This window comes from Micromonospora sp. WMMD956 (assembly GCF_029626125.1).
GTDB classification, from domain to species: domain Bacteria; phylum Actinomycetota; class Actinomycetes; order Mycobacteriales; family Micromonosporaceae; genus Micromonospora; species Micromonospora carbonacea.
In genome coordinates this window covers 5,043,141-5,062,754 of sequence record NZ_JARUBI010000005.1, presented here as the reverse complement: position 1 = coordinate 5,062,754, position 19,614 = coordinate 5,043,141, and the positions used below count along the sequence as shown (strand labels likewise).

At 72.6% G+C, this 19,614-nt stretch carries 17 protein-coding genes; 10 read left to right on the top strand and 7 right to left on the bottom strand.

The window, feature by feature from the left end; genetic code table 11:
* Positions 1–91: 91 nt before the first annotated feature.
* Positions 92–1,471: a rhodanese-like domain-containing protein gene (locus O7628_RS22885; protein ID WP_278133517.1), complete on the top strand. Its 1,380-nt coding sequence runs from the start codon at positions 92–94 to the stop codon at positions 1,469–1,471.
* A 67-nt stretch (positions 1,472–1,538) separates the two neighbouring features.
* On the opposite strand, the gene O7628_RS22880 is transcribed toward O7628_RS22885, so the two are convergent.
* Complete coding sequence (locus tag O7628_RS22880; RefSeq protein ID WP_278136388.1) at positions 1,539–2,594, bottom strand: lytic polysaccharide monooxygenase; 1,056 nt, start codon at positions 2,592–2,594, stop codon at positions 1,539–1,541.
* A 277-nt stretch (positions 2,595–2,871) separates the two neighbouring features.
* Between O7628_RS22880 and O7628_RS22875 the strand changes: the two genes are divergently transcribed.
* On the top strand, positions 2,872–3,651 hold the full coding sequence (locus O7628_RS22875) for a hypothetical protein (RefSeq protein WP_278133515.1): 780 nt from the start codon (positions 2,872–2,874) through the stop codon (positions 3,649–3,651).
* A gap of 68 nt (positions 3,652–3,719) precedes the next feature.
* Here the strand turns inward: O7628_RS22875 and O7628_RS22870 are convergent, their stop codons facing one another.
* Entirely contained in the window at positions 3,720–5,252 is a 1,533-nt protein-coding gene (locus tag O7628_RS22870) for a cell wall anchor protein (RefSeq protein ID WP_278133514.1), read from the bottom strand.
* Between the two features lie 92 nt (positions 5,253–5,344).
* Positions 5,345–6,151 carry an SDR family NAD(P)-dependent oxidoreductase gene (locus O7628_RS22865; protein ID WP_178064050.1) on the bottom strand — a complete coding sequence of 269 codons (807 nt, stop codon included), beginning with the start codon at positions 6,149–6,151 and terminating at the stop codon, positions 5,345–5,347.
* 171 nt (positions 6,152–6,322) lie between these two features.
* Here O7628_RS22865 and O7628_RS22860 point away from each other — a divergent pair, with 171 nt between their 5' ends.
* Positions 6,323–7,243, top strand: a complete 921-nt coding sequence (locus tag O7628_RS22860; protein ID WP_278133512.1) for an aldo/keto reductase — start codon at positions 6,323–6,325, stop codon at positions 7,241–7,243.
* Positions 7,244–7,355: 112 nt separating this feature from the next.
* Here O7628_RS22860 and O7628_RS22855 read toward each other — a convergent pair whose 3' ends face one another.
* On the bottom strand, positions 7,356–8,195 hold the full coding sequence (locus O7628_RS22855) for a DeoR/GlpR family DNA-binding transcription regulator (protein ID WP_278133510.1): 840 nt from the start codon (positions 8,193–8,195) through the stop codon (positions 7,356–7,358).
* 294 nt (positions 8,196–8,489) lie between these two features.
* On the opposite strand from O7628_RS22855, the gene O7628_RS22850 reads away from it, so the two are divergent.
* The 6 genes from O7628_RS22850 to O7628_RS22825 are packed head-to-tail and all read left to right on the top strand — an operon-like array spanning position 8,490 to position 14,690.
* Entirely contained in the window at positions 8,490–9,779 is a 1,290-nt protein-coding gene (locus tag O7628_RS22850) for a sugar ABC transporter substrate-binding protein (RefSeq protein WP_278133508.1), read from the top strand.
* Between the two features lie 55 nt (positions 9,780–9,834).
* Entirely contained in the window at positions 9,835–10,791 is a 957-nt protein-coding gene (locus tag O7628_RS22845) for a sugar ABC transporter permease (RefSeq protein WP_278133506.1), read from the top strand.
* Position 10,792: 1 nt separating this feature from the next.
* A complete protein-coding gene (locus O7628_RS22840) occupies positions 10,793–11,635 on the top strand; it encodes a carbohydrate ABC transporter permease (protein ID WP_178064045.1) in 843 nt (280 codons plus the stop codon).
* Positions 11,636–11,669: 34 nt separating this feature from the next.
* A complete protein-coding gene (locus tag O7628_RS22835) occupies positions 11,670–12,533 on the top strand; it encodes a ketose-bisphosphate aldolase (RefSeq protein ID WP_178064044.1) in 864 nt (287 codons plus the stop codon).
* 1 nt (position 12,534) lies between these two features.
* Positions 12,535–13,740, top strand: a complete 1,206-nt coding sequence (locus O7628_RS22830) for an ADP-dependent glucokinase/phosphofructokinase (RefSeq protein ID WP_278133504.1) — start codon at positions 12,535–12,537, stop codon at positions 13,738–13,740.
* A complete protein-coding gene (locus tag O7628_RS22825; protein ID WP_278133502.1) occupies positions 13,737–14,690 on the top strand; it encodes a class I mannose-6-phosphate isomerase in 954 nt (317 codons plus the stop codon). Before O7628_RS22830 ends, O7628_RS22825 begins: the two co-directional genes overlap by 4 nt.
* Before the next feature lie 42 nt (positions 14,691–14,732).
* Here O7628_RS22825 and O7628_RS22820 read toward each other — a convergent pair whose 3' ends face one another.
* Together O7628_RS22820 and O7628_RS22815 are read right to left on the bottom strand one after the other, a co-directional pair.
* Positions 14,733–14,987 carry a Txe/YoeB family addiction module toxin gene (locus O7628_RS22820; RefSeq protein ID WP_077936960.1) on the bottom strand — a complete coding sequence of 85 codons (255 nt, stop codon included), beginning with the start codon at positions 14,985–14,987 and terminating at the stop codon, positions 14,733–14,735.
* A complete protein-coding gene (locus tag O7628_RS22815; RefSeq protein ID WP_278133500.1) occupies positions 14,984–15,268 on the bottom strand; it encodes a type II toxin-antitoxin system prevent-host-death family antitoxin in 285 nt (94 codons plus the stop codon). The genes O7628_RS22820 and O7628_RS22815 overlap by 4 nt, the downstream gene beginning before the upstream one ends.
* A 445-nt stretch (positions 15,269–15,713) precedes the next feature.
* Between O7628_RS22815 and O7628_RS22810 the strand changes: the two genes are divergently transcribed.
* Positions 15,714–17,264, top strand: coding sequence for a TROVE domain-containing protein (locus O7628_RS22810; protein ID WP_278133498.1), 1,551 nt, complete (start codon positions 15,714–15,716; stop codon positions 17,262–17,264).
* 71 nt (positions 17,265–17,335) lie between these two features.
* Here the strand turns inward: O7628_RS22810 and katG are convergent, their stop codons facing one another.
* Complete coding sequence (gene katG / locus O7628_RS22805) at positions 17,336–19,612, bottom strand: catalase/peroxidase HPI (protein ID WP_278133496.1); 2,277 nt, start codon at positions 19,610–19,612, stop codon at positions 17,336–17,338.
* Between the last annotated feature and the right edge of the window lie 2 nt (positions 19,613–19,614).

The window sequence follows — 19,614 nt, the reverse complement described above, 5'->3', positions numbered from 1 at the left end:
GAAGGGCGGGACCTTCGACCTGGAATATACCCCCGGGGGTATGCGCTACAGTCGGTGTACCGCCGACCATCACCGCAGAGGAGACCGGCCCATGTTGTTCACGCAGTACTACCTCGACTGCCTGTCCCAGGCGTCCTACCTCGTGGCCGACGAGCGCACCGGCAGGGCCGTGCTGGTCGACCCCCGCCGCGACATCGGCGACTACCTCGCCGACGCGCGGGCCCACGGGCTGACCATCGAGGGAGTGGTCAACACGCACTTCCACGCGGACTTCCTCGCCGGCCACCTGGAGGTCGCCGCCGCCACCGGCGCGTGGATCGGCTACGGCCGGCGCGCCGAGACCGAGTACCCGATCCGCAAGCTCGCCGACGGCGAGCGGATCAGCCTCGGCGACGTCACCCTGGAGATCATGGAGACCCCGGGCCACACCCCGGAGTCGATCAGCGTGCTGGTCTACGAGCACGCCGCCGACCCGGTGCCGCACGGCGTCCTCACCGGCGACGCCCTGTTCATCGGCGACGTCGGCCGCCCCGACCTGCTCGCGTCCCTCGGCGTCACCGCCGAGGAGCTCGGGGCGATGCTCTACGACAGCGTGCAGCGCAAACTGATGGGCCTCCCCGACGAGGTGCGGGTCTTCCCCGCCCACGGGGCGGGCTCCGCGTGCGGCAGGAACCTCTCCACCGAGCGGCAGTCCACCATCGGCGAGCAGCGCCGCACCAACTACGCCTGCGCGCCGATGAGCCAGGAGCAGTTCCTCGCCCTGGTCACCGGCGGCCAGCCGGCCGCGCCGGGCTACTTCGCGTTCGACGCCGTGCTCAACCGGCGGGCGCACGAGCTGTTCGACGCCCGCGCCACGGCCCGCCCGCTCACCGCCGCCGAGTTCGCCGGGGCCCGCGCCGACGGCGCGGTCGTCGTCGACGCCCGCGACCCGCAGGAGTTCGCCGCCGGGCACGTCACCGGGGCGATCAACGTCCCGGCCGACGGCCGGTTCGCCGAGACCGCCGGCAGCGTGGTCGCCCCCGACCGCGCGGTGCTCGTCGTGGCGCCGGAGGGCCGCGAGGAGGAGATCGTCGTACGGCTCGCCCGCATCGGCTTCGACCGGGTCCTCGGCCACCTGCGTGACGCGGGGGCGACCCTGGCCGAGCTGGCGTCCGAGACGAGCCGGGCCAGCCGGGTCACGGCGACGGAGCTGCGCGCCGCGCTCGACCGTGCCGAGCCGCCGGTGGTGCTCGACGTCCGCAACGTCGGGGAGCGGGAGCAGGGGGCCGTCGACGGTTCGCTGCACATCCCGCTGGCCGAGCTGACCCGCCGCCTCGACGAGGTGCCCGCCGACCGGCCCGTGGTCGTGCACTGCGCCGGGGGCTACCGCTCCTCGGTCGCGGCGAGCCTGCTGCGCAGCGCCGGCCGGCGGGACGTCTCCGACCTGCTCGGCGGCTACGGCGCCTGGCGGGCCGCGTACGCGCAGGTCTGACCGCCGGTGGGAGCGGCCACGGGCCGGGCCGCCCCCGACATTGGATCGGGGGCGGCCCGCCCGCCGGTCAGGCCGTCGCGGCGCAGCTCAGCGTCGGGGTGCTGGCCGCCCCCGAGCCGGTGAAGCCGAAGCTGGCCTTCCCCTCGGCCGCCAGCGTGCCGTTGTAGGCGACGTTGCGGGCGGTCACGGTCGACCCGCTGGTGGTGACCGTGGCGCTCCAGGAGGACGCGATCTGCTGCCCGCCGGGCCACGTCCAGGTGACCGTCCAGCCCCGGATCGGGCTGCTGCCGGCGGTCACCTCGACCTCGCCCTGGAAGCCGCCGGACCACTGCCCGGTGGACTTGTAGACGGCCGAGCAGCCGGCGGTGGCCGGCGGCGTGGTCGCGGGCGGGGTCGTCGCGGGCGGGGTGGTGGGCGGAGCCGTGGTCGGCGTGGTGGTCGGCGGCGGCGTGGTCGGCGGGGTGGTGGTGCCGCCGAAGTTCACGTCGCTGCACAGGTAGTAGGACTGGTCGGAGTGGCTGGCCTGCCAGATCGTGTAGACGATGTGCCGGCCGGTGCGGCCCGGCGCGTTCGCCGGGACCTGGATCGACACGCCCTGGCTCTCCTTGGTCGGCCACTGCGCCGCCGGGGTGTTGCCGATCTGGCCGACCAGCTCCAGGTCACTCCACGCCAGCGGCTTGGTGAGGGCGTTGAAGCCCTGCTTGGTGACGTACACCCGGATGTAGTCGGCGCCGTGGCTGGCCTGGTCCCACAGCTTGACCTTGAAGCTGTTGGCGACGTTGGTGGTCTTCCAGGCGCCGAGCGCGTCGAGGGAGTTGTAGCGGCCGTCGCCGGTGTGGCCGGCGCTGCACAGCTGGCCGTCGGGGATGGCGGCCTGGTGGTTGCCGGCGACGCCCTCGCGGTAGAGGCCGTTCCAGTTCCACATGGCCGACGCGTTGTACTGCCAGGCCTGCCAGCACATCGGATCCTCGGTGGCCATCGCCGGGTTCTGGAAGTCGCTGGCCCAGCGGGCCCAGCAGCCGTAGTTGCGCGACGCCGGGTCGACGGTGGAGCCGTGGGCGGCGGCCGGGTTGGCCAGCGCGGTGGTCAGCAGCAGCGTGGCGGCCGCGCCGACGGCGAGCAGCCACGCCACGAGGGGGATGCGACGTGGTCGGACGAGATGGGACACGGAGCCCTCCAGGGAAAGGTCGGACGACGACACCCGGACGGTCGGGAGTTGCCCGCTCCCGCGCCTGCTCGCGTGGCTCCCGCTGCGGCTCTGCCTGGCAGACTCCCACATGCATCGAAACTAGTCAATCTTGACCGGTTCGGGTCGGCACGGCGCACGGCCGACCCGTCAGGGTGGGCTCAGGGAAGAACCGGATGGTCCGCCCCACCGGGGGGGCGGAAGACTTCCCGACATGAGCAGATTCGTAGGCGGAATGCGCCGCCTCGCCCGGCAGACGTACGGGCCCGTCATGTGGCGGCGGCTGGCCCGCGTCGTGACCGGGCTGCCGCAGGTGGGGCGGGCGTTGGCGTCCCGCCGGTTCGGCCGCGGCCTGCTGGCCGTGCCGATCGCCCTGGCGAACGCCGCCCTCACCGCGACGCTCCTCGGCCTCACCTTCATCAACGTGGCGTACCCGCTCCGCAGGTACATAGGGCTGGGCGGCAACTCCGGCGGAGGGGTCTGGGCCAGCACCTACGACAACGCCTGGGGCGGTCCGACGCTGCTGGGCGCGTGGGTGGTGCACGGCGGCGGCATCCTGCTGCTCGTCGTCCCCACGCTGGCCTGGGCGATCCGCGGCCTGCTCGGGGTGCAGGAGCGCCTCGTCGGCGCGCGGCGCGCCCCGGCCCGGCCGAATCCCCCGACCCCGACCCCGACCCCGGTCTCGGCCTCGGTCTCGGCCTCGGTTCCGGCCCCGTTGCCCGCGCCGCGGCCGGTCGCGGTCTCCGCCGGGCGGGGAACCCGGGGCCGGGTCGCGCGCCGGGGCGGGGTGGTCGCGGCGGCCCTCCTGGTCGCCTACGCCATCGCGGTCGTCGCGCACGCGTCCGGCATCGGCGACAACGTGCTGTGGCTGCCCCGGGATCTGTCCAGCGGCGCGGCGCTTGCCGCGGTGCTCGCGCCCGTCGCCGCCGCGCTGGCCCCCCGCCGGTGGTGGCGCGCCGCGTACGCGACGGGTCGTGGCGTCGCCGCCCGCTGAGGCTGCCGGCCCCGACCGCCCGGAGTCCTCGCGTCAGCGACGACTCCGGGCGTGGCCGACCCGGCGGATCAGGCGACGAAGCGGGTGCGGCGACGGCGGGCCAGCAAATAGCCGCCCGCGCCGGCGGCGACCAGCAGCCCGCCGAGGCCGGCGATCAGGCCGGTGGGCGCACCGGTGATCGGCAGCGAGCCGTCGTCGCCGCCCCCGGTGCCGCCGGCCTGCCCGACCGTGATCTTCGCGGTGTCGTTGGTCGGGTCGAGGTCCTTGACCGGTCCGTCGCCGTCGAAGGTGTGCAGCTTCACCGTGCCGGTCCGGCTGCCGGCCCGGTCGATCCGCAGCGCGAACTCGAACGTCACCCGCTCGCCCTCGCCGATCGTGCCCCGGGCGGAGCACTCGTAGACCCGCGCGCCGGGCTTGCCGGGCTGCCACTCGTCCTCGTCCGGGTCCACGCAGGACTTCGACACCGTCACGGCCGTGACGCCGTCGGGCAGGGTCACGATGGTGGCGACGTTGAGCCCGCGCTGGCCGTTGGGCCCGACGCGCGCCGGGCCGTTGTTGCGGTAGCCGACGGTCATCGGCACGGTGGCCCCGACCGCGCCGGTGACGGTGGCGCCCTGGGCGGCGGCGTCGCCGCGCTGGTCGCCGGCGACGGTCAGCGTGACCCGGGTCTCGTTGTCGACGGGGCCGGTGTCGGTCTGGCCGGCCGCGCGGGCCTGCGCGCCGCCGGCCGGCACCAGTTCGAGGGCCGCGTCGGCGCCCTTGCGGCCGAATGGCTCGGCCGGACCGTACTGGGCCCGGAACTCCGCCCAGTCGGCCGGGGTGAACCACACGGCGAAGCTGTGGTGCAGGTTCGGGGCCCACGCGTCGGCCGGGATCGTCCCGCCGAACGTCGGGTCCACCCGGACCGTCGCGCCGGGGGCCAGCTCGTCGTCGAAGGTGCAGGCGAAGCTGCTGTCGTCGAGGGCCGGGTCGGCGTACTCGCAGTTGCGGTAGCGCTTGCCCGGGGTGAACCCGTAGGAGCCGGAGAGGTACAGCACCGCGCCGCGCGCGGTCGTCGTGCCGCGGTTCGTCACCGCCAGCGGGACGTCGACCCGGGAGCCGGGCCGGCCGTCGAGCGAGAGCTGCCCTCCGGCGACGAGGTCGACCCCCTCGCCCGTGCTGACGGTCGACTCGTACGTCGCCGGGCCCAGGCCGGGCGCGGTCACCGTGAACGCCAGGGTGCCCTGCCGGCCCTGCTCCGCGCCCGCCCGCGCCTTCACCGCGAGGCTGACCAGGCTCGAATCCTCGCCGTCGTCGGTGATCGAGCAGGTGATGACGTCGCCCGCCGTGGTGCAGGAGCCCCGGTCGTCCTCGGCGACCTCGGCGAACGCGGCGACCGCGCTGCGGTCCACCCGCACCGTGTACGTGCCGAAGGCCCGGTCGGGCAGCGCGCGCAGCGAGACCCACTTCTGCGGGCCACCGGAGGCGACGGTCACGTCGTTGGCGTAGAGCGCCACCTCGTCGGCCGGTGCCGCGGCGACGGCGGTGCCGGCGGAGGTCGCGACGAGCGCGCCGGCCACGGCCAGCCCGGCGAGCCAGCGTCGGGCGGGGTGCGGGTGCATGACGGATGCCTCCGGTCGGGGGAAGACGGGACGAGGTGCGGCCAGGCTCTCACGGATGCGCACGGCGTGGGGACCCGTTCCGAGCTGCGGGATCAGCGCAGCTGGATACGGTTGCCGCTGATCAGGGCGGCGGCGTCGGAGACGAGCTGGCAGATCACCTCGGCGACCTGTTCCGGGCTGGCCACGCGGGTGCCGCTGTCCGCGACGTACCGTCGGACGGAGTCGGTGATCCAGCCGGTGTCGGTCACCGGCGGGTGGACCATGTTCGCGGTGATCCCGAGCGGGGCCAGCTCCGCCGCCGCCGACATCGTGTAGTTCTCCTGCGCGGCCTTGGCCGCGCCGTAGGAGACCTCCTGCGGGAAGCCGCCGCTGCCGCCGGAGGTCAGCCCGACGATCCGCCCCCAGCGCGCGCCGCGCGCCGCGTGCCGGCGGGCGAACTCGCCGATCAGCAGCGCCGGCGCCATCGCGTCGACGGCGAACTGCTGCGACCAGGAGGCCGCGGTGACCGGTTGCAGCGCCCGGCCGTGCCGGTCGGCCGGGGCCGGGGCGAAGCTGTCGGCGACCCAGCCGGTCGCGTTGTTGATCAAAATGTCGACCGGCCCGAACGCCTCCTCGGCGGCGTCGAAGAGGAGGCCGGCGGCCTCCGGGGCCCGCAGGTCCTGCGCCACGGCGAGCGCCCGGCCGCCGGCCTGGTGGATCGCCGACACCACCGCCCCGGCGTCGCGGGCCCGGCTCCGGCGGTACTCGTCGGGCAGGCCGGCGTCGGCCGGGTCGTGCACCGGCCAGTACGCGCAGAGCACCGCGCAGCCCTCCCGGGCGAGCGCCCGGGCGACCGCCGCGCCGATGCCGTGGTTGGCCCCCGTGACGATCGCGACGTGACCGTCCTGCGTGCCGCTCACCGTTCGCCCTCCGATCCGGTCGGCTCGCCTGCCGCCCGCCGGCAGCATGTCCCGGGGCGACGGGCCGGTCAACCGGATTGACCGCCGCCGGGTCGGACGCCGTCGAGGAAGATGGCCCGCTCCGCGCAGCTCACCGGGGTGGACGTCGCGCCGGCGTGTTAGATGGGGGCCATGGACATCGTCGAGCGGCTGGCCGGGGCCTCGCGCATCGGGCTGGGGCTGGCGGCCGTCGGCCGGCCGGGTTACATCAATCTCGGCCGGGCCACGGACCTGCCGGCCGAACGCTCCGTCGAGGCGATGCGGGCCCGCGCCCACGAGCTGCTCGACCGGGCGTACGCGGCCGGCGTCCGCTATGTCGACGTCGCCCGCTCCTACGGCCGGGCGGAGGAGTTCCTCGCCCAGTGGCTGCACGCCCGGCCGGACGCGGACGACGTCGTCGTCGGCAGCAAGTGGGGCTACACCTACACGGCCGGGTGGCGGGTCGACGCCGAGGTGCACGAAACCAAGGACCACGGCGTCGCCACGTTCACCCGGCAGCTCGGCGAGACACGCGCGCTGCTCGGCGACCGCCTCGACCTCTACCAGATCCACTCGGTCACCCCGGACAGCCCCGCGCTGCACGACACGGGCCTGCACCGGCGGCTCGCCGACCTCTCCGCCGCAGGCACGGTCGTCGGGCTGTCGACCAGCGGCCCGGCGCAGGTCGAGACGGTCCGGGCGGCGCTCGGCGTGCGGGTCGACGGTCGGCCGCTGTTCCGCAGCGTGCAGGCCACCTGGAACCTCCTGGAGCCCAGTGCCGGCCCGGCGCTGGCCGAGGCGCACGCAGCCGGCTGCCTGGTGCTCGTGAAGGAGGCGCTGGCCAACGGCCGCCTCGCCGTGGGCGGGCACGCGCCGGGCGACGCCGCCGCCCTCGCCGCCGCGCTGCGCCAGCCGTGGGCGACCGTCGTGCTCTCCGGGGCCGCGACCGCCGACCAGTTGGCCTCGAACCTGCGGGCGGAGGAGGAGCCCACCGGCGACCCCGCCCGGTGGGCGGGCCTGGCGGTGCCCGCCGACCGTTACTGGGCCGACCGGTCGCGGCTGCCCTGGGCCTGAGCCGCCGGGGCCGCCGGCCTCGCGCGGTGGCGGTCGCGGCGGGCCTGGCCTGCGGCGCGCGCGGTCGCGGCGGGCCTGGCCTGCGGCCGCGCGCCGTCGCCTCGCCCCGGGCCTAGCCTTTCGCCTCGCGCGGTCGCGGCGGGGTCGCCGGGACGACCAGCTCCACCTCGTTCGCCGCCAGGGCGTCCCGCAGCTCGGGTGCCGGCATCCGGTCGGTGACCAGGTAGTCGGCGACGCCCAGCTCCGACACCTGGGCGAACAGCCGGCGGCCGAACTTGGACGAGTCGGCGAGGATCGCCACCCGGGTCGCGCGGGAGAGCATCTCCTGCATCATCGCGGCCTCGGCGAGGTTGCTCGTCGTGTAGCCGGCGTCGGCGTCGACCGCGCCGACCCCGATCAGCGCCAGGTCGCAGCTGACGTCCAGCTCCGCGCGGGTGTTGGCGCGGAAGCTGACCGGGCCGACCGTGGCCAGGGTGAGCGAGCGCACCGCGCCGCCGAAGATGTAGATGTCGCGGACGGCCGTGGGCGGCAGCGCGCCGGGCACCAGCAGGTTGTTCGTCGCCACCGTGAGGTCGCGGTGCTGGCGTAGGTTGCGGGCGAGCGCGAGCGTGGTCGTCCCGCCGTTGATCATGATGGTCGAGCCGTCCTTGACCAGCCCCGCGGCCAGCGTCGCGATCTTCTCCTTCTCGCGCTCCTGGAAGGTGAGCCGCTGGTCGACGGCCCGGTCGGTGCGGGAGACCGTGGCGAGGCTGACCGCGCCGCCGTAGGTGCGCACGAGGATGCCCTCGGCGCTGAGCTGGTCCAGGTCGCGCCGCACCGTGTCGATGGAGACGCCGAAGCGCTCCGCCAGCTCGCCCACCGTGACCTGGCCGGCGTCGGCGACGTACGCGGCAAGCTGGGCCTTGCGCCCGGCGGGCAGGTGGCGCTGCCGTTCGTCCCTGTCCTCGCTCACTGATCTCCCTCCATCAGTGCGGCAGTATGCCACAAATGCGGCCCAGTCACGCGCATCACCGCACAGAACAGCAGGGAGCAGCCCACCTGGGCAGGGCCGCAGAGACGCCCCTCACCTGTGCACAAGCAGGGATCTTGCGGGTCCGACAGCCGCCCAGCCGACCTTGCAGCGCGGCACCGTGCCGCACTCCGCTGTTTTCTGCCGTTCTTCTCTTGTCTACATCCGTAACACGCTGCTAACGTGGCCGCCAACACAGCACAGAACAGAAAGATCTAGATATAGAAGGAGCCCGCCATGACGACTCGCGCGACCCGGCTGAAGCGACTGATAGGGGCGGTGACCGTGGCCGCGACGGTGGCCACCGTCGCGGCGTGCGGCTCGGGCGACTCGGGCGACACCGCCGCGGACGGCACCGTCACCCTGGAGTTCGCCCAGTGGTGGGGTGCCGAACTCCCGGCCGGGGACTTTGACAAGATCATCAACGACTTCACCGCGCAGAACCCGAACATCAAGATCAAGCTGCTCAGCGCGCCGTACGCCTCCACCAAGCAGCAGCTCGTCACCGGCGCGGCGTCCAAGACGCTGCCCGACGTGGTCGGCCTCGACGGGGCCTGGGTCAACGACTTCGCCAAGCAGGGCGCGATCGCCGACATGTCCAAGCTGATGACGGACGCGAACTACGACGCCAGCCAGCTCGCCAGCCAGATCCAGCTCGACGGCAAGACCTACATGATCCCGGTGGTCAACTTCGTCTACCCGCTCTTCGTCAACAAGGACCTGTTGACCAAGGCCGGCGTCGCGGACGTGCCCGCCACTCGCAGCGAGTTCCTCGACGCGGCGAAGAAGATCAGCGCCACCGGCGACAACGTCAAGGGCTGGGCGCTCCCGCTCGACACCGCCGTGCCCAACGGCATCCAGAACGACGTCATGTCCTGGCTGTGGGCCTCGGGCGGCAGCATGCTGACCGACGGCAAGCCGAACCTGACCAGCCCCCAGGTCAAGAGCACCGTCGAGTACGTCAAGAGCCTCAACGACGCCGGCGTCATCGCCCCCGGCTCCCTCACCATGAAGGAGCAGGACAAGGTCGAGAAGTTCACCAACGGCCAGGTCGGCATGATGATCGACTCGCTCGCGCACATCAACCTGATCAAGAAGAACAAGCCGGACCTGAACTTCGAGGTGGCGGCCCTGCCGGCCGAGGACGGCTACACCGGCAAGCGCGGCATCCCGTACGCGTCGTGGGGCATCGGCATCTCCAACTCCACCAAGCACAAGGCCGAGGCGTTCAAGTTCGTCTCCTACCTGATGAGCCAGGAGACCAACGCGAAGCTGAGCACGATCGCCAACGGCTTCCCCGGCAACAAGAACGCCGAGCCCGACTTCAGCGACAGCGACCCGCTGTTCAAGGCGGCCTTCGACATCTACAAGCAGGGCTACCCCGCCAACGAGTTCGTCGGCCTGCCCAAGGCCGAGGACCTCATGCGCAGCTTCGACGAGCAGCTCCAGCTCGTGCTGACCGGCAAGCAGAGCGTCGACGACGCCCTGGCCAAGTCGCAGGAGTCCTGGTCCTCGGTGATCGGTTAGTCCACCCGGGCGCCGCGCCGGTCCACCGGCGCGGCGCCCGACCAAGGAGACAGCGATGACATCCGCGCACGTCGAGCCCGTGACCGCGCCGCCGGTCGCGCCGCCGGCCGGGCGGCCCGCCCCGGGCCGGGCCCGCGTCAACCCGGCCCGGCGCCTGATCCCGTACGCCTACCTGTCCCCCACCATCGTGCTGATGGTGGTCCTGATGATCGTCCCCATCGTCATGGTGGTCGGCTACTCGTTCCGGGACAACGTGATCGTCCAGGAGAACTCGGTCTTCGTCGGGTTCGCCAACTACACCAAGGTGCTCACCGACCCGGACTTCCTGGTCGCGCTGAAGAACACCGCCGTCTTCATCTCGGTGAGCACCGTCGCCCACCTGGTCCTCGGCCTCGGCTTCGCGTTGATGCTCAACACGCAGTTGCTGAGCGGGGTCACCAAGGCGGTCTTCCGGATCGTCTACATCCTGCCCTGGCTGTTCACGATCGCGGTGATCGCGGTCATCTGGCGGCTGCTGCTCGACCCGGCCGGCGTGGTCAACTACGTGCTCCAGACGCTCGGCCTCGTGCAGGAGGGCGTGAACTGGCTCGGCGACCCGAGCACCGCGCTCTGGGCGGTCACGTTCGCCAACGTCTGGTCGGGCTACCCGTTCTTCATGATCAGCCTGCTCGCCGCGTTGCAGGGCATCTCCGCCGACCTGTACGAGGCGGCCGCCGTGGACGGGGCCGGCCCGCTGCGGCGGTTCCTCAACGTGACGCTGCCGCAGCTGCGGCCCGTGATCATCAGCATGGCGGTGCTCGACCTGATCTGGACCTCCCAGCAGTTCGCGCTGATCTGGATGATGACCGGCGGCGGGCCGCTGAACACCACCGAGATGCTCAGCACCTTCACCTACAAGCAGGCCTTCAGCGAATACGAGTTCGCGACCGCCTCGGCCGCCGCCGTGATCGTGCTGCTGCTGACGATGGTCCTGGCCTTCTTCTACGTACGCCAGCAGCAAAGGGAGCGGTGAGATGGCAGGCGTCAAGCGGCGGCACACCCTCGCGAAGGCCGGCGTCGTCACGGGCCTCGTCCTCGGCGGGCTGTTCGCCGCCCTACCGGTGCTGTGGATGCTCTCCACCTCGTTCAAGGGCAACGGGGAGGTCTTCGCAAACCCGCCGCAGTTGATCACCGAGGGCTTCTCGTTCGACGCGTACCGGGAGATCCTGGGCAACGGCGAGCAGCTGCGGTTCTTCCTCAACAGCTACATCGTGGCCGGCGCGGTGACCCTGCTGACGCTGCTGGTCGCCGTCCTGGCGGGCTTCGCGTTCAGCCGCTTCACGTTCCCGTTCCAGCGCACCATCAACGCCGTGATCGTCAGCGTCCAGGCGGTGCCGCCGATCACGCTGGTCATCCCCTACTTCGGGCTCGTCGTCGCGCTCGGCCTCTACAACACCTACCCCGGCCTGATCCTCACCCACATGGTGTTCACCCTGCCGTACGCGATCATCATGACCACCGCGTACCTGAACACCCTGCCCAAGGAGCTGGACGAGTCGGTCAAGGTCGACGGCGGCACCGGCTGGACGGCGCTGTGGCGCATCCTCGTGCCGGTCTCGGTGCCCGGCCTCATCGCGGTCGGGGTCTACACGTTCATGATCTCGTGGAACGAGTACCTGTTCGCGCTGACGCTGACCCGCACCAACGACATGCGCACGGTGCCCATCGGCATCCAGATGCTCATGGGCCAGCACTCGTACGAGTGGAACCAGATGATGGCGATGAGCATCCTCGGCTCCATCCCGGTCCTGGTGCTCTTCCTCCTCTTCCAGCGGCGCTTCATCGGCGGCCTCACCGCCGGCGCCGTGAAGGCCTGACCACACCCTCTCTGCACTAAGGAGCAACACCGACATGCTGACGACCGGCAAGACGATCCTGGACGTCGCCAACGAGCACAGCTTCGCCGTGCCCGCGTTCAACATCAGCGACTGGGCCATGTTCCGGGGCATCGTGGAGATCAGCGAGGAGAAGAACGCTCCCCTGATCGTCGGGATCCACCCCGACGAGGTGCGGCACATCGGCCGCGAGATGATCACCGGCATCATCGAGCGCGCGCACAGCTCCACCGTCCCGATCGCGATCCACTGGGACCACGGCGCGACCTACGAGCAGATGCTCCAGGCGTTCCAGTACGGCTTCACGTCCGTGATGATCGACGGCTCGCTGAAGCCGTTCGACGAGAACCTCGCCATCACCAAGAAGGTCACCGACTCCGCGCACGTCCTGGGCGTGTCGGTGGAGGGCGAGCTGGGCACGATCGGCGGCAACGACAGCTACGCCGAGGCCGGCGCGGCCGAGATCATCTACACCGACCCGGACGACGCGGTCACCTTCGTGAAGACCACGGGCGTGGACAGCCTCGCCATCGCGATCGGCACCTTCCACGGCTTCTACCCGGCGCACCTCAAGCCGGAGCTGAAGCTCGACCTGCTCAAGGAGATCAAGAGCCGGGTGGGCATCCCGCTGGTGCTGCACGGCGGCTCCGGCAACCCGGACGACGAGATCCGCGAGGCGGCCCGGATCGGCATCAACAAGATCAACATCTCGACGGACATCAAGGTCGCCTACCACGACAAGATGCGCGAGGTGCTGGGCAGCGACTCGAAGGTGCGCGAGCCCAACGCCATCCAGCCGGCCTGCCTCGACGCCATGAAGGAGGTCGCCGCGCACAAGATCGACCTGTTCGGCGCCACCGGCAAGGGCTCGCTCTACTGACATGGCCGACGCCTCCCGGGTGGTCCTCGGCCTCGGCGGCTGCGTCGACCAGGAGCTGACGCTGACCGCCGACGTCCTGGAACGGCTGGTCACCGACTACGGCATCGCCGCCGCCGAACTGGCGACGCCGCCGACCGCCGTGAACAGCGAGCGGGACCTCGTGGTGTCCATCCTCGGCTACGTGGCCCAGGGCCGGGGCGGCGAGCACTTCGTCGCCGCCGCCCCGGCCCTGGAGACCTTCGCCGACCGGTTCCCGCACCGCACGACCCTGGGCGGCACCTCCGTGCGGGCCGGGATCCTGCTCAGCCGGCTGGGCGTGCCGTCGACGCTGCACCTGGTCAGCGTCAACGACACCGTCCGGCGGCTGCTGCCGGCCGGCACCGCGTACGTCTCCAGCGGCGTCGCGGACACCTACCACCCCCACCTGATCGTCCAGTACCACCAGGGCCTGCGGATCCGGGCCGGCGACCTCGACGTCACCGCGCCGTTCCCCAACCGGCTGATCTACGTCAACGACCCGGCCAACAGCGCGCTGCTGCTCACCGGCGACCTCGGCGACCGGCTCGGCCGGGCCGACGTCTTCCTGATCTCCGGCTTCAACGCCATGCGCGACGCGGCCGAACTCGACCGGCGGCTCGCCGAGCTGCGCGCCCACATGCGGCGGCTGCCGCCCGGGGCGGTGACCTACTTCGAGGACGCGGCCTACCACGAGCCCGCCTTCAGCCGCCGGGTCCGCGACGCGCTGCTCGACGCGATCGACGTGTACGGGCTCAACGAGGACGAGTTGCAGTCCTACCTCGGGCGTGCGGTGGACCTGCTCTCGCCCGACCAGGTCGCCGACGCGCTCACCGCCGCGCACGCCCTCGTCCCCGCGCCGACGCTGGTGCTGCACACGAAGTACTGGGCGGCGGCGCTCGGCGCGGACGCCCGCCGCTACGCCGACGCCCTCGACACCGGCACCCTGCTGGCCGCGACCCGCTACGCCCACGGCGACGACTTCACCGACGCCGACGTCGACCGGCTGCGCCGGCAGCCCCGCCGGCCCGAGTCCGTCGCCTTCGCCACCGCGCTGCACGAGCGGCTCGGCGACCGGGTCCACTGCGTCCCCGGGTTCGCCCTCGACGTCGCCGACCCCACCACCATCGGCCTGGGCGACACCTTCGTCGGCGGCTTCCTCGCCGCGCTCGTCCGACAGGAGGAACGATGACCATCGAGGCGCTGCCCGCCAACCAGCCCGACACCTTCTACCGGGGGGACGGCCGGATCGCGCGGTTCCGCGACGCGCCGGCGCTGCCCGACCGCCCCGAGGACTGGGTGGGCTCCGTGACCAGCCGGTTCGGGCTCGCCCCGGCCGGGCTGTCCACCCTGCCCGACGGGCGGGTGCTCGCCGACGCCGTCGCCGCCGACCCGCGCTGGTGGCTCGGCCCGCGCCGCACCGACACCGGCGTGCTGGTGAAGCTGCTCGACGCCGGCCAGCGGCTGCCGCTGCACGTGCACCCCGACCGCCGCTTCGCGAATGCGCACCTCGCCTCCCCGTACGGGAAGACCGAGGCGTGGGTGATCGTCTCCGCGCGCCCCGACGCGTACGTCCACCTGGGGTTCGCCCGCGACGTCGCCGCCGACGAGCTGGCCGGCTGGGTCGCCGGCCAGCAGGTCGACCGGATGCTCGCCGCCACCAACCGGGTCCCGGTCGCGGCCGGCGACGCGATCCTCTGCCCGGCCGGGCTGCCGCACGCGATCGGCGACGGCATCCTGCTGGTCGAGGTCCAGGAGCCGACCGACTACTCGGTGCTGCTGGAATACGAGGGCTTCGGCCTGACCGAGGGGCACCTGGGCCTCGGCTACGACCTGGCCCTGGACTGCGTCGACCGGGGCGCGTGGACGCCCGCGCGCCTCGCCGGGCTGCGGGGCGCCGGGGCGCGGCTGCTGCCCGAGGCCGCCGACGAGTTCTTCGCCGCCGACCGGGTGCGCGGCGGCGACCGCCTGGCGCAGGGCTTCGCCGTCCTGGTCGTGGTGGCCGGCGCGGGGCGGCTCACCGGCGAGCGGGACGACCTGCCGGTGCGCCGGGGCGACACGCTGCTGGTCCCCTACGCCGCCGGGCCGCTGCGGCTCGACGGCGCGGTCGAGGCGATCCGCCTGGCGGCACCCGCCGCCTGAGCCGCGGCGCAGCAACGGCGATCTCGTCGACGACCGGCTGTTTCACTCGTAGTGGTAGCGGCACTGCGCGATCTGCACGGTGTCGTCGACGATCCGATACACCAGGCGGTGTTCCTGGTCGATGCGTCTCGACCAGAATCCCGACCAGTTGCCCCGGAGTTGCTCCGGCTTCCCGATGCCCTGGTGGCCGTTGCGCCGGATGTCCTCGATCAGGGTGTTCACCCGCTTGAGCATCGGGCGGTCCCGCTGCCAGGCCTGGTAGTCCTCCCACCCTCGGCTGGCGAACTGGACCTTCACGCTGCCGACGCCTCACCTGCACTGCCGTCGGGGTCGATCAGGTCGTGCATCTCCCCGCCCCCGTTGCGCAGCTCTTCGACGGCCTCGTTCAGGCGGCGCGCGTTGGCGGGGCTGGCCATCAGGTACGCCGTCTCCTTCAGCGACTCGTACTCACGCAGCGAGATGATGACGGCGGCCTCACGACCCGACCGGGTGACGACCACCTCCTCGGCGTCGTCCACCACATGGTCGAGCAGCTTGGCGAGGTTCTGCCGGACCTCCGAGTAGGGGACCATACGCATGATGCCTCCCTGGCGTGATGTACAAGAAATTGTACAACGAGGCGACGAGATCCAAACCGTTTGCCGGCCCCACCGGGCTCCCCTACTCTTTCCTCCGGCACCTCCCGGTGCGCAGGCAACGGCTACTTCCGCTTCCAACGGGGAGACGCGGGTTCGAATCCCGCCACCGCCTCTCGGCGGTGTCGACCAGCGGCCCAGGTCACCTTGGCCCGCGAGGGCCAGTCGCCGTCGCCGATTTGATCTCGGGAGGCGTCGGCACGCCGCACACCCGGTGCGCAGGCAACGGTTACTTCTCGGATCCGCGGGTTGGGGGTTCGAGTCCCCCGCACGCCCCGGCGTGCTAGCTCAACCGGACAGAGCAGCGGACACAAGTCCGTCGCCGACTTCGATCTCGGGTGTGCGGTGTGCCGGCGTCTCCCCGCCTTCGACCGACACGGGGGACGTGATGGCCAGGTTCAACCTCAAGCTGCGCCGGCACCGGCCCGGGGCCGACCGCCCGGCCACCGAGGCCATGACCGCCGAGGGCGCGCCGGGTTTCCTGCGCGGGCAGCGGGCCGAGCTGTTCCTGCTCGCGGTGTCCAACATGGTCGGCGCCGACACCTTCTACGAGGCCGCCGCCGACCGGGACGCCCGGTTCCGTGAGCTGGTCGCCGCCGTCGCGGTCGCCGACCCCGACTGGTTCGCGCGGTTCGTGCCGTGGCTGCGCACCGGCGCGCTGCTGCGCTCGGCGTCCGTGGTGGCCGCGCTGGAGGGCGCCCGGGCGCAGGTCGCGGCCGGGGTGCCCGGCTCCCGGGCGGTCGTGGGGGCGGCGTTGCAGCGCGCCGACGAGCCGGGCGAGGCGCTGGCGTACTGGCTGGGCCGCTACGGCCGGGCCCTGCCGAAGCCCGTCAAGCGGGGCGTCGCCGACGCCGTCGTGCGGCTCTACCACGAGCGCAGCCTGCTCAGGTACGACTCCGAGGGCGACGCCGTGCGGTTCGGCGACGTCATCGAGCTGACCCACCCGGTCGCGCGGGACGCCCGGCAGGGCGACCTGTTCCGGCACGCCATCGACCGGCGGCACAAGCGCGACAACCCGCTGCCGGAGTCGCTGACCGTGCTCGCGGCCCGGGCCGAGCTGATGGCCCTGCCCGTGCAGCGGCGACAGGAGGTCACCGACCCGGCGGTGCTCGGCGCGGCCGGCATGAGCTGGGAGGCGCTCGCCGGCTGGCGGCAGGCCCCCATGGACGCCGCCGCCTGGGAGGCCATCATCCCGACCATGGGCTACCTGGCGCTGCTGCGCAACCTGCGCAACTTCGACCAGGCCGGCGTCGGCGACGCGGCCGCCGAGGCGGTGGCGGCGAAGCTGACCGACCCGGGCGAGGTCGCGCGCTCGCGCGTGCTGCCGATGCGCTTCCTGTCGGCCTACAACGCCGCGCCGAGCCTGCGGTGGGCGTACCCGCTGGAGCGGGCGTTGCAGCAGGCGCTGGCGAACGTGCCCGCCCTGGACGGCCGCACCCTGATCCTGATCGACACGTCGGGGTCGATGAACAGCACGTTCAGCCGGGACGGCACGCTGCGCTGCTGGGACGCGGCGACCGTGTTCGGGCTCGCGCTGGCCGCCCGCGCCCGGGACGCGACGGTGGTGTCGTTCTCCCACGCCAGCCGGGTGTTCCCGGCCGTGGCGGGCGAGTCGGTGCTGGCGGCGGTGCGCCGGTTCCGCGAGGGCGGCTACTTCTACGGCGGCGGCACCCAGACCGAGCAGGCGATCCGGCGGCACTACGCCGGGCACGACCGGGTGGTCGTCCTCACCGACGAGCAGGCGCACTGGCACGGCGCGCCCGACGTCACGGGCGCGGTGCCGGCGCACGTGCCGACGTACACCTGGAATTTGGTCGGCTACCGGGTCGGGCACGCGCCGACGGGCGGCAACCGGCACACGTTCGGCGGCCTGTCCGACGCCGCGTTCGCGATGATCCCCCTCGTCGAGGCCGGGTCCCGCGACCGGTGGCCGTTCTGACGGCCCCGGCGACGGGCGGGCCCCGGTCGATCGTCAGCGATCGGCCGGGGCCCGTCGGTTGAAGCGGCGGATCAGGCCAGGTCGAACCGGTCGAGCTCCATGACCTTGGTCCAGGCCGCGACGAAGTCGGCGACGAACTTCTCGCGGGCGTCGTCGCTGGCGTAGACCTCGGCGAGGGCGCGGAGCTGGGAGTTGGAGCCGAAGATGAGGTCGACCGCCGTCGCGGTCCACTTCACCTGGTCGGTGGCCAGGTCCCGGATCTCGTAGACGTGCTCCTCGGACTCCGACGCCTTCCACCGGGTGCCCGGGGAGAGCAGGTTGGTGAAGAAGTCGTTGGTGAGCACGCCCGGCCGGTCGGTGAGCACGCCGTGCGCGGTGCCGCCGACGTTGTTGCCGAGGGCGCGCAGGCCGCCGACGAGGACGGTCATCTCCGGCGCGGTCAGGTCGAGCATGTAGGCGCGGTCGACGAGCAGCACCTCCGGCTGGGTCTTCTCGCCCGGGCGCAGGTAGTTGCGGAAGCCGTCGGCGCGCGGCTCCATGACCCGGAACGACTCGACGTCGGTCTGCTCCTGCGAGGCGTCGGTGCGGCCCGGCCGGAACGGCACGGTCACCTCGACCCCGGCGTCGCGCGCCGCCTTCTCGACGGCGGCCGAGCCGGCCAGCACGATCAGGTCGGCCAGCGAGATTTTCGCGCCGCCGGCCGAGTTGAACTCCTGCTGGATGCCCTCCAGGGTCGCCAGGACCGTCGCGAGCTGCTCGGGCTGGTTGACCTCCCAGCCGCGCTGCGGCTCCAGGCGGATCCGCGCGCCGTTCGCGCCGCCGCGCTTGTCGGTGGAGCGGAAGCTCGCGGCCGACGCCCAGGCGGTGGAGACGAGCTGGGCGGTGGTGAGGCCGGAGGCCAGGACCTTGGCCTTGAGGGCGGCCACGTCGGCGTCACCCACGAGGTCGTGGTCGACGGCCGGCACCGGGTCCTGCCAGAGCTGGGCCTCGGGCACCCACGGGCCGAGGAAGCGGCTGACCGGGCCCATGTCGCGGTGGAGCAGCTTGTACCACGCCTTGGCGAAGGCCAGCGCGAACTCGTCGGGGTGCTCCAGGAAGCGGCGCGAGATCTTCTCGTACGCCGGGTCGACGCGCAGCGACAGGTCGGTCGTCAGCATCGTCGGCTTGTGCTTCTTCGCCGGGTCGTGGGCGTCCGGGATGATCGCCTCGGCGTCCTTCGCGACCCACTGCTTCGCCCCGCCGGGGCTGGTGGTCAGCTCCCACTCGTAGCCGAAGAGGATCTCGAAGAACCGGTTGCTCCACTGCGTCGGCTTGTCGGTCCACGTCACCTCGAGGCCGCTGGTGATCGTGTCGCCACCCTTGCCGCTGCCGTGGGTGCTCAGCCAGCCCAGGCCCTGCGCCTCCAGCGGGGCGCCCTCGGGCTCGGGGCCCACGTGGTCGTCGGCGACGCCCGCGCCGTGCGTCTTGCCGAAGGTGTGGCCACCGGCGATGAGGGCGACGGTCTCCTCGTCGTCCATCGCCATCCGGCGGAACGTCTCGCGGATGAAGTGCGCCGCCGCGGCCGGGTCGGCGTTGCCGCGCGGGCCCTCCGGGTTGACGTAGATGAGGCCCATCTCGGTCGCGCCGACGCCGGGCGTCATCTCCTTCTCGGAGGCGTAGCGCTCGTCGCCGAGCCAGGTGTCCTCCGGGCCCCAGAAGATCTCCTCGGGCTCCCAGACGTCCTCGCGGCCGAAGCCGAAGCCGAAGGTCTTGAAGCCCATCGACTCCAGGGCCACGTTGCCGGCGAGCACGAGCAGGTCGGCCCACGAGATCTTCTGGCCGTACTTCTGCTTGACCGGCCAGAGCAGCCGGCGGGCCTTGTCGAGGTTGGCGTTGTCCGGCCAACTGTTGAGCGGGGCGAACCGCTGGCCGCCGTCGCCGGCGCCGCCGCGGCCGTCCTCGATGCGGTAGGTGCCCGCCGCGTGCCAGCTCATCCGGATCATCAGGCCGCCGTAGTGGCCGAAGTCGGCCGGCCACCAGTCCTGCGACGTGGTGAGAACGTCGACGATGTCCCGCTTGAGCGCCTCGACGTCGAGCTTGGCGAACTCCTGGGCGTAGCTGAAGTCGGCCCCCAGCGGGTTGCCCTTGGGCGACTGGGCGTGCAGGACCGACAGGTCGAGCTGGTTGGGCCACCAGTCCCGGTTGGTGCGGGGACGCCCGCCCGTCTTCGGCGTCGGCGAGTCGATCGCCGGGTTCTCGCTCTCGCTGCCCTGCGCGGTGACGGAGTCGTGCGCGACCGGGCAGCCGGCCGCCTCCTTCTTGTCCACGCCCTGGGCGCTGACGGGCGCGTTGTCCTGGGTGTCGCTCATCG

Bases quoted from the DNA above. Each gene is read 5' to 3' on its own strand.
- O7628_RS22850 (WP_278133508.1), top strand. From the start codon at position 8,490: ATGACGACTCGCGCGACCCGGCTGAAGCGACTGATAGGGGCGGTGACC.
- O7628_RS22845 (WP_278133506.1), top strand. From the start codon at position 9,835: ATGACATCCGCGCACGTCGAGCCCGTGACCGCGCCGCCGGTCGCGCCG.
- O7628_RS22825 (WP_278133502.1), top strand. From the start codon at position 13,737: ATGACCATCGAGGCGCTGCCCGCCAACCAGCCCGACACCTTCTACCGG.
- O7628_RS22815 (WP_278133500.1), bottom strand. From the start codon at position 15,268: ATGCGTATGGTCCCCTACTCGGAGGTCCGGCAGAACCTCGCCAAGCTG.
- O7628_RS22830 (WP_278133504.1), top strand. From the start codon at position 12,535: ATGGCCGACGCCTCCCGGGTGGTCCTCGGCCTCGGCGGCTGCGTCGAC.
- O7628_RS22810 (WP_278133498.1), top strand. From the start codon at position 15,714: ATGGCCAGGTTCAACCTCAAGCTGCGCCGGCACCGGCCCGGGGCCGAC.
- O7628_RS22835 (WP_178064044.1), top strand. From the start codon at position 11,670: ATGCTGACGACCGGCAAGACGATCCTGGACGTCGCCAACGAGCACAGC.
- O7628_RS22875 (WP_278133515.1), top strand. From the start codon at position 2,872: ATGAGCAGATTCGTAGGCGGAATGCGCCGCCTCGCCCGGCAGACGTAC.
- katG (WP_278133496.1), bottom strand. From the start codon at position 19,612: ATGAGCGACACCCAGGACAACGCGCCCGTCAGCGCCCAGGGCGTGGAC.
- O7628_RS22885 (WP_278133517.1), top strand. From the start codon at position 92: ATGTTGTTCACGCAGTACTACCTCGACTGCCTGTCCCAGGCGTCCTAC.
- O7628_RS22860 (WP_278133512.1), top strand. From the start codon at position 6,323: ATGGACATCGTCGAGCGGCTGGCCGGGGCCTCGCGCATCGGGCTGGGG.
- O7628_RS22870 (WP_278133514.1), bottom strand. From the start codon at position 5,252: ATGCACCCGCACCCCGCCCGACGCTGGCTCGCCGGGCTGGCCGTGGCC.
- O7628_RS22840 (WP_178064045.1), top strand. From the start codon at position 10,793: ATGGCAGGCGTCAAGCGGCGGCACACCCTCGCGAAGGCCGGCGTCGTC.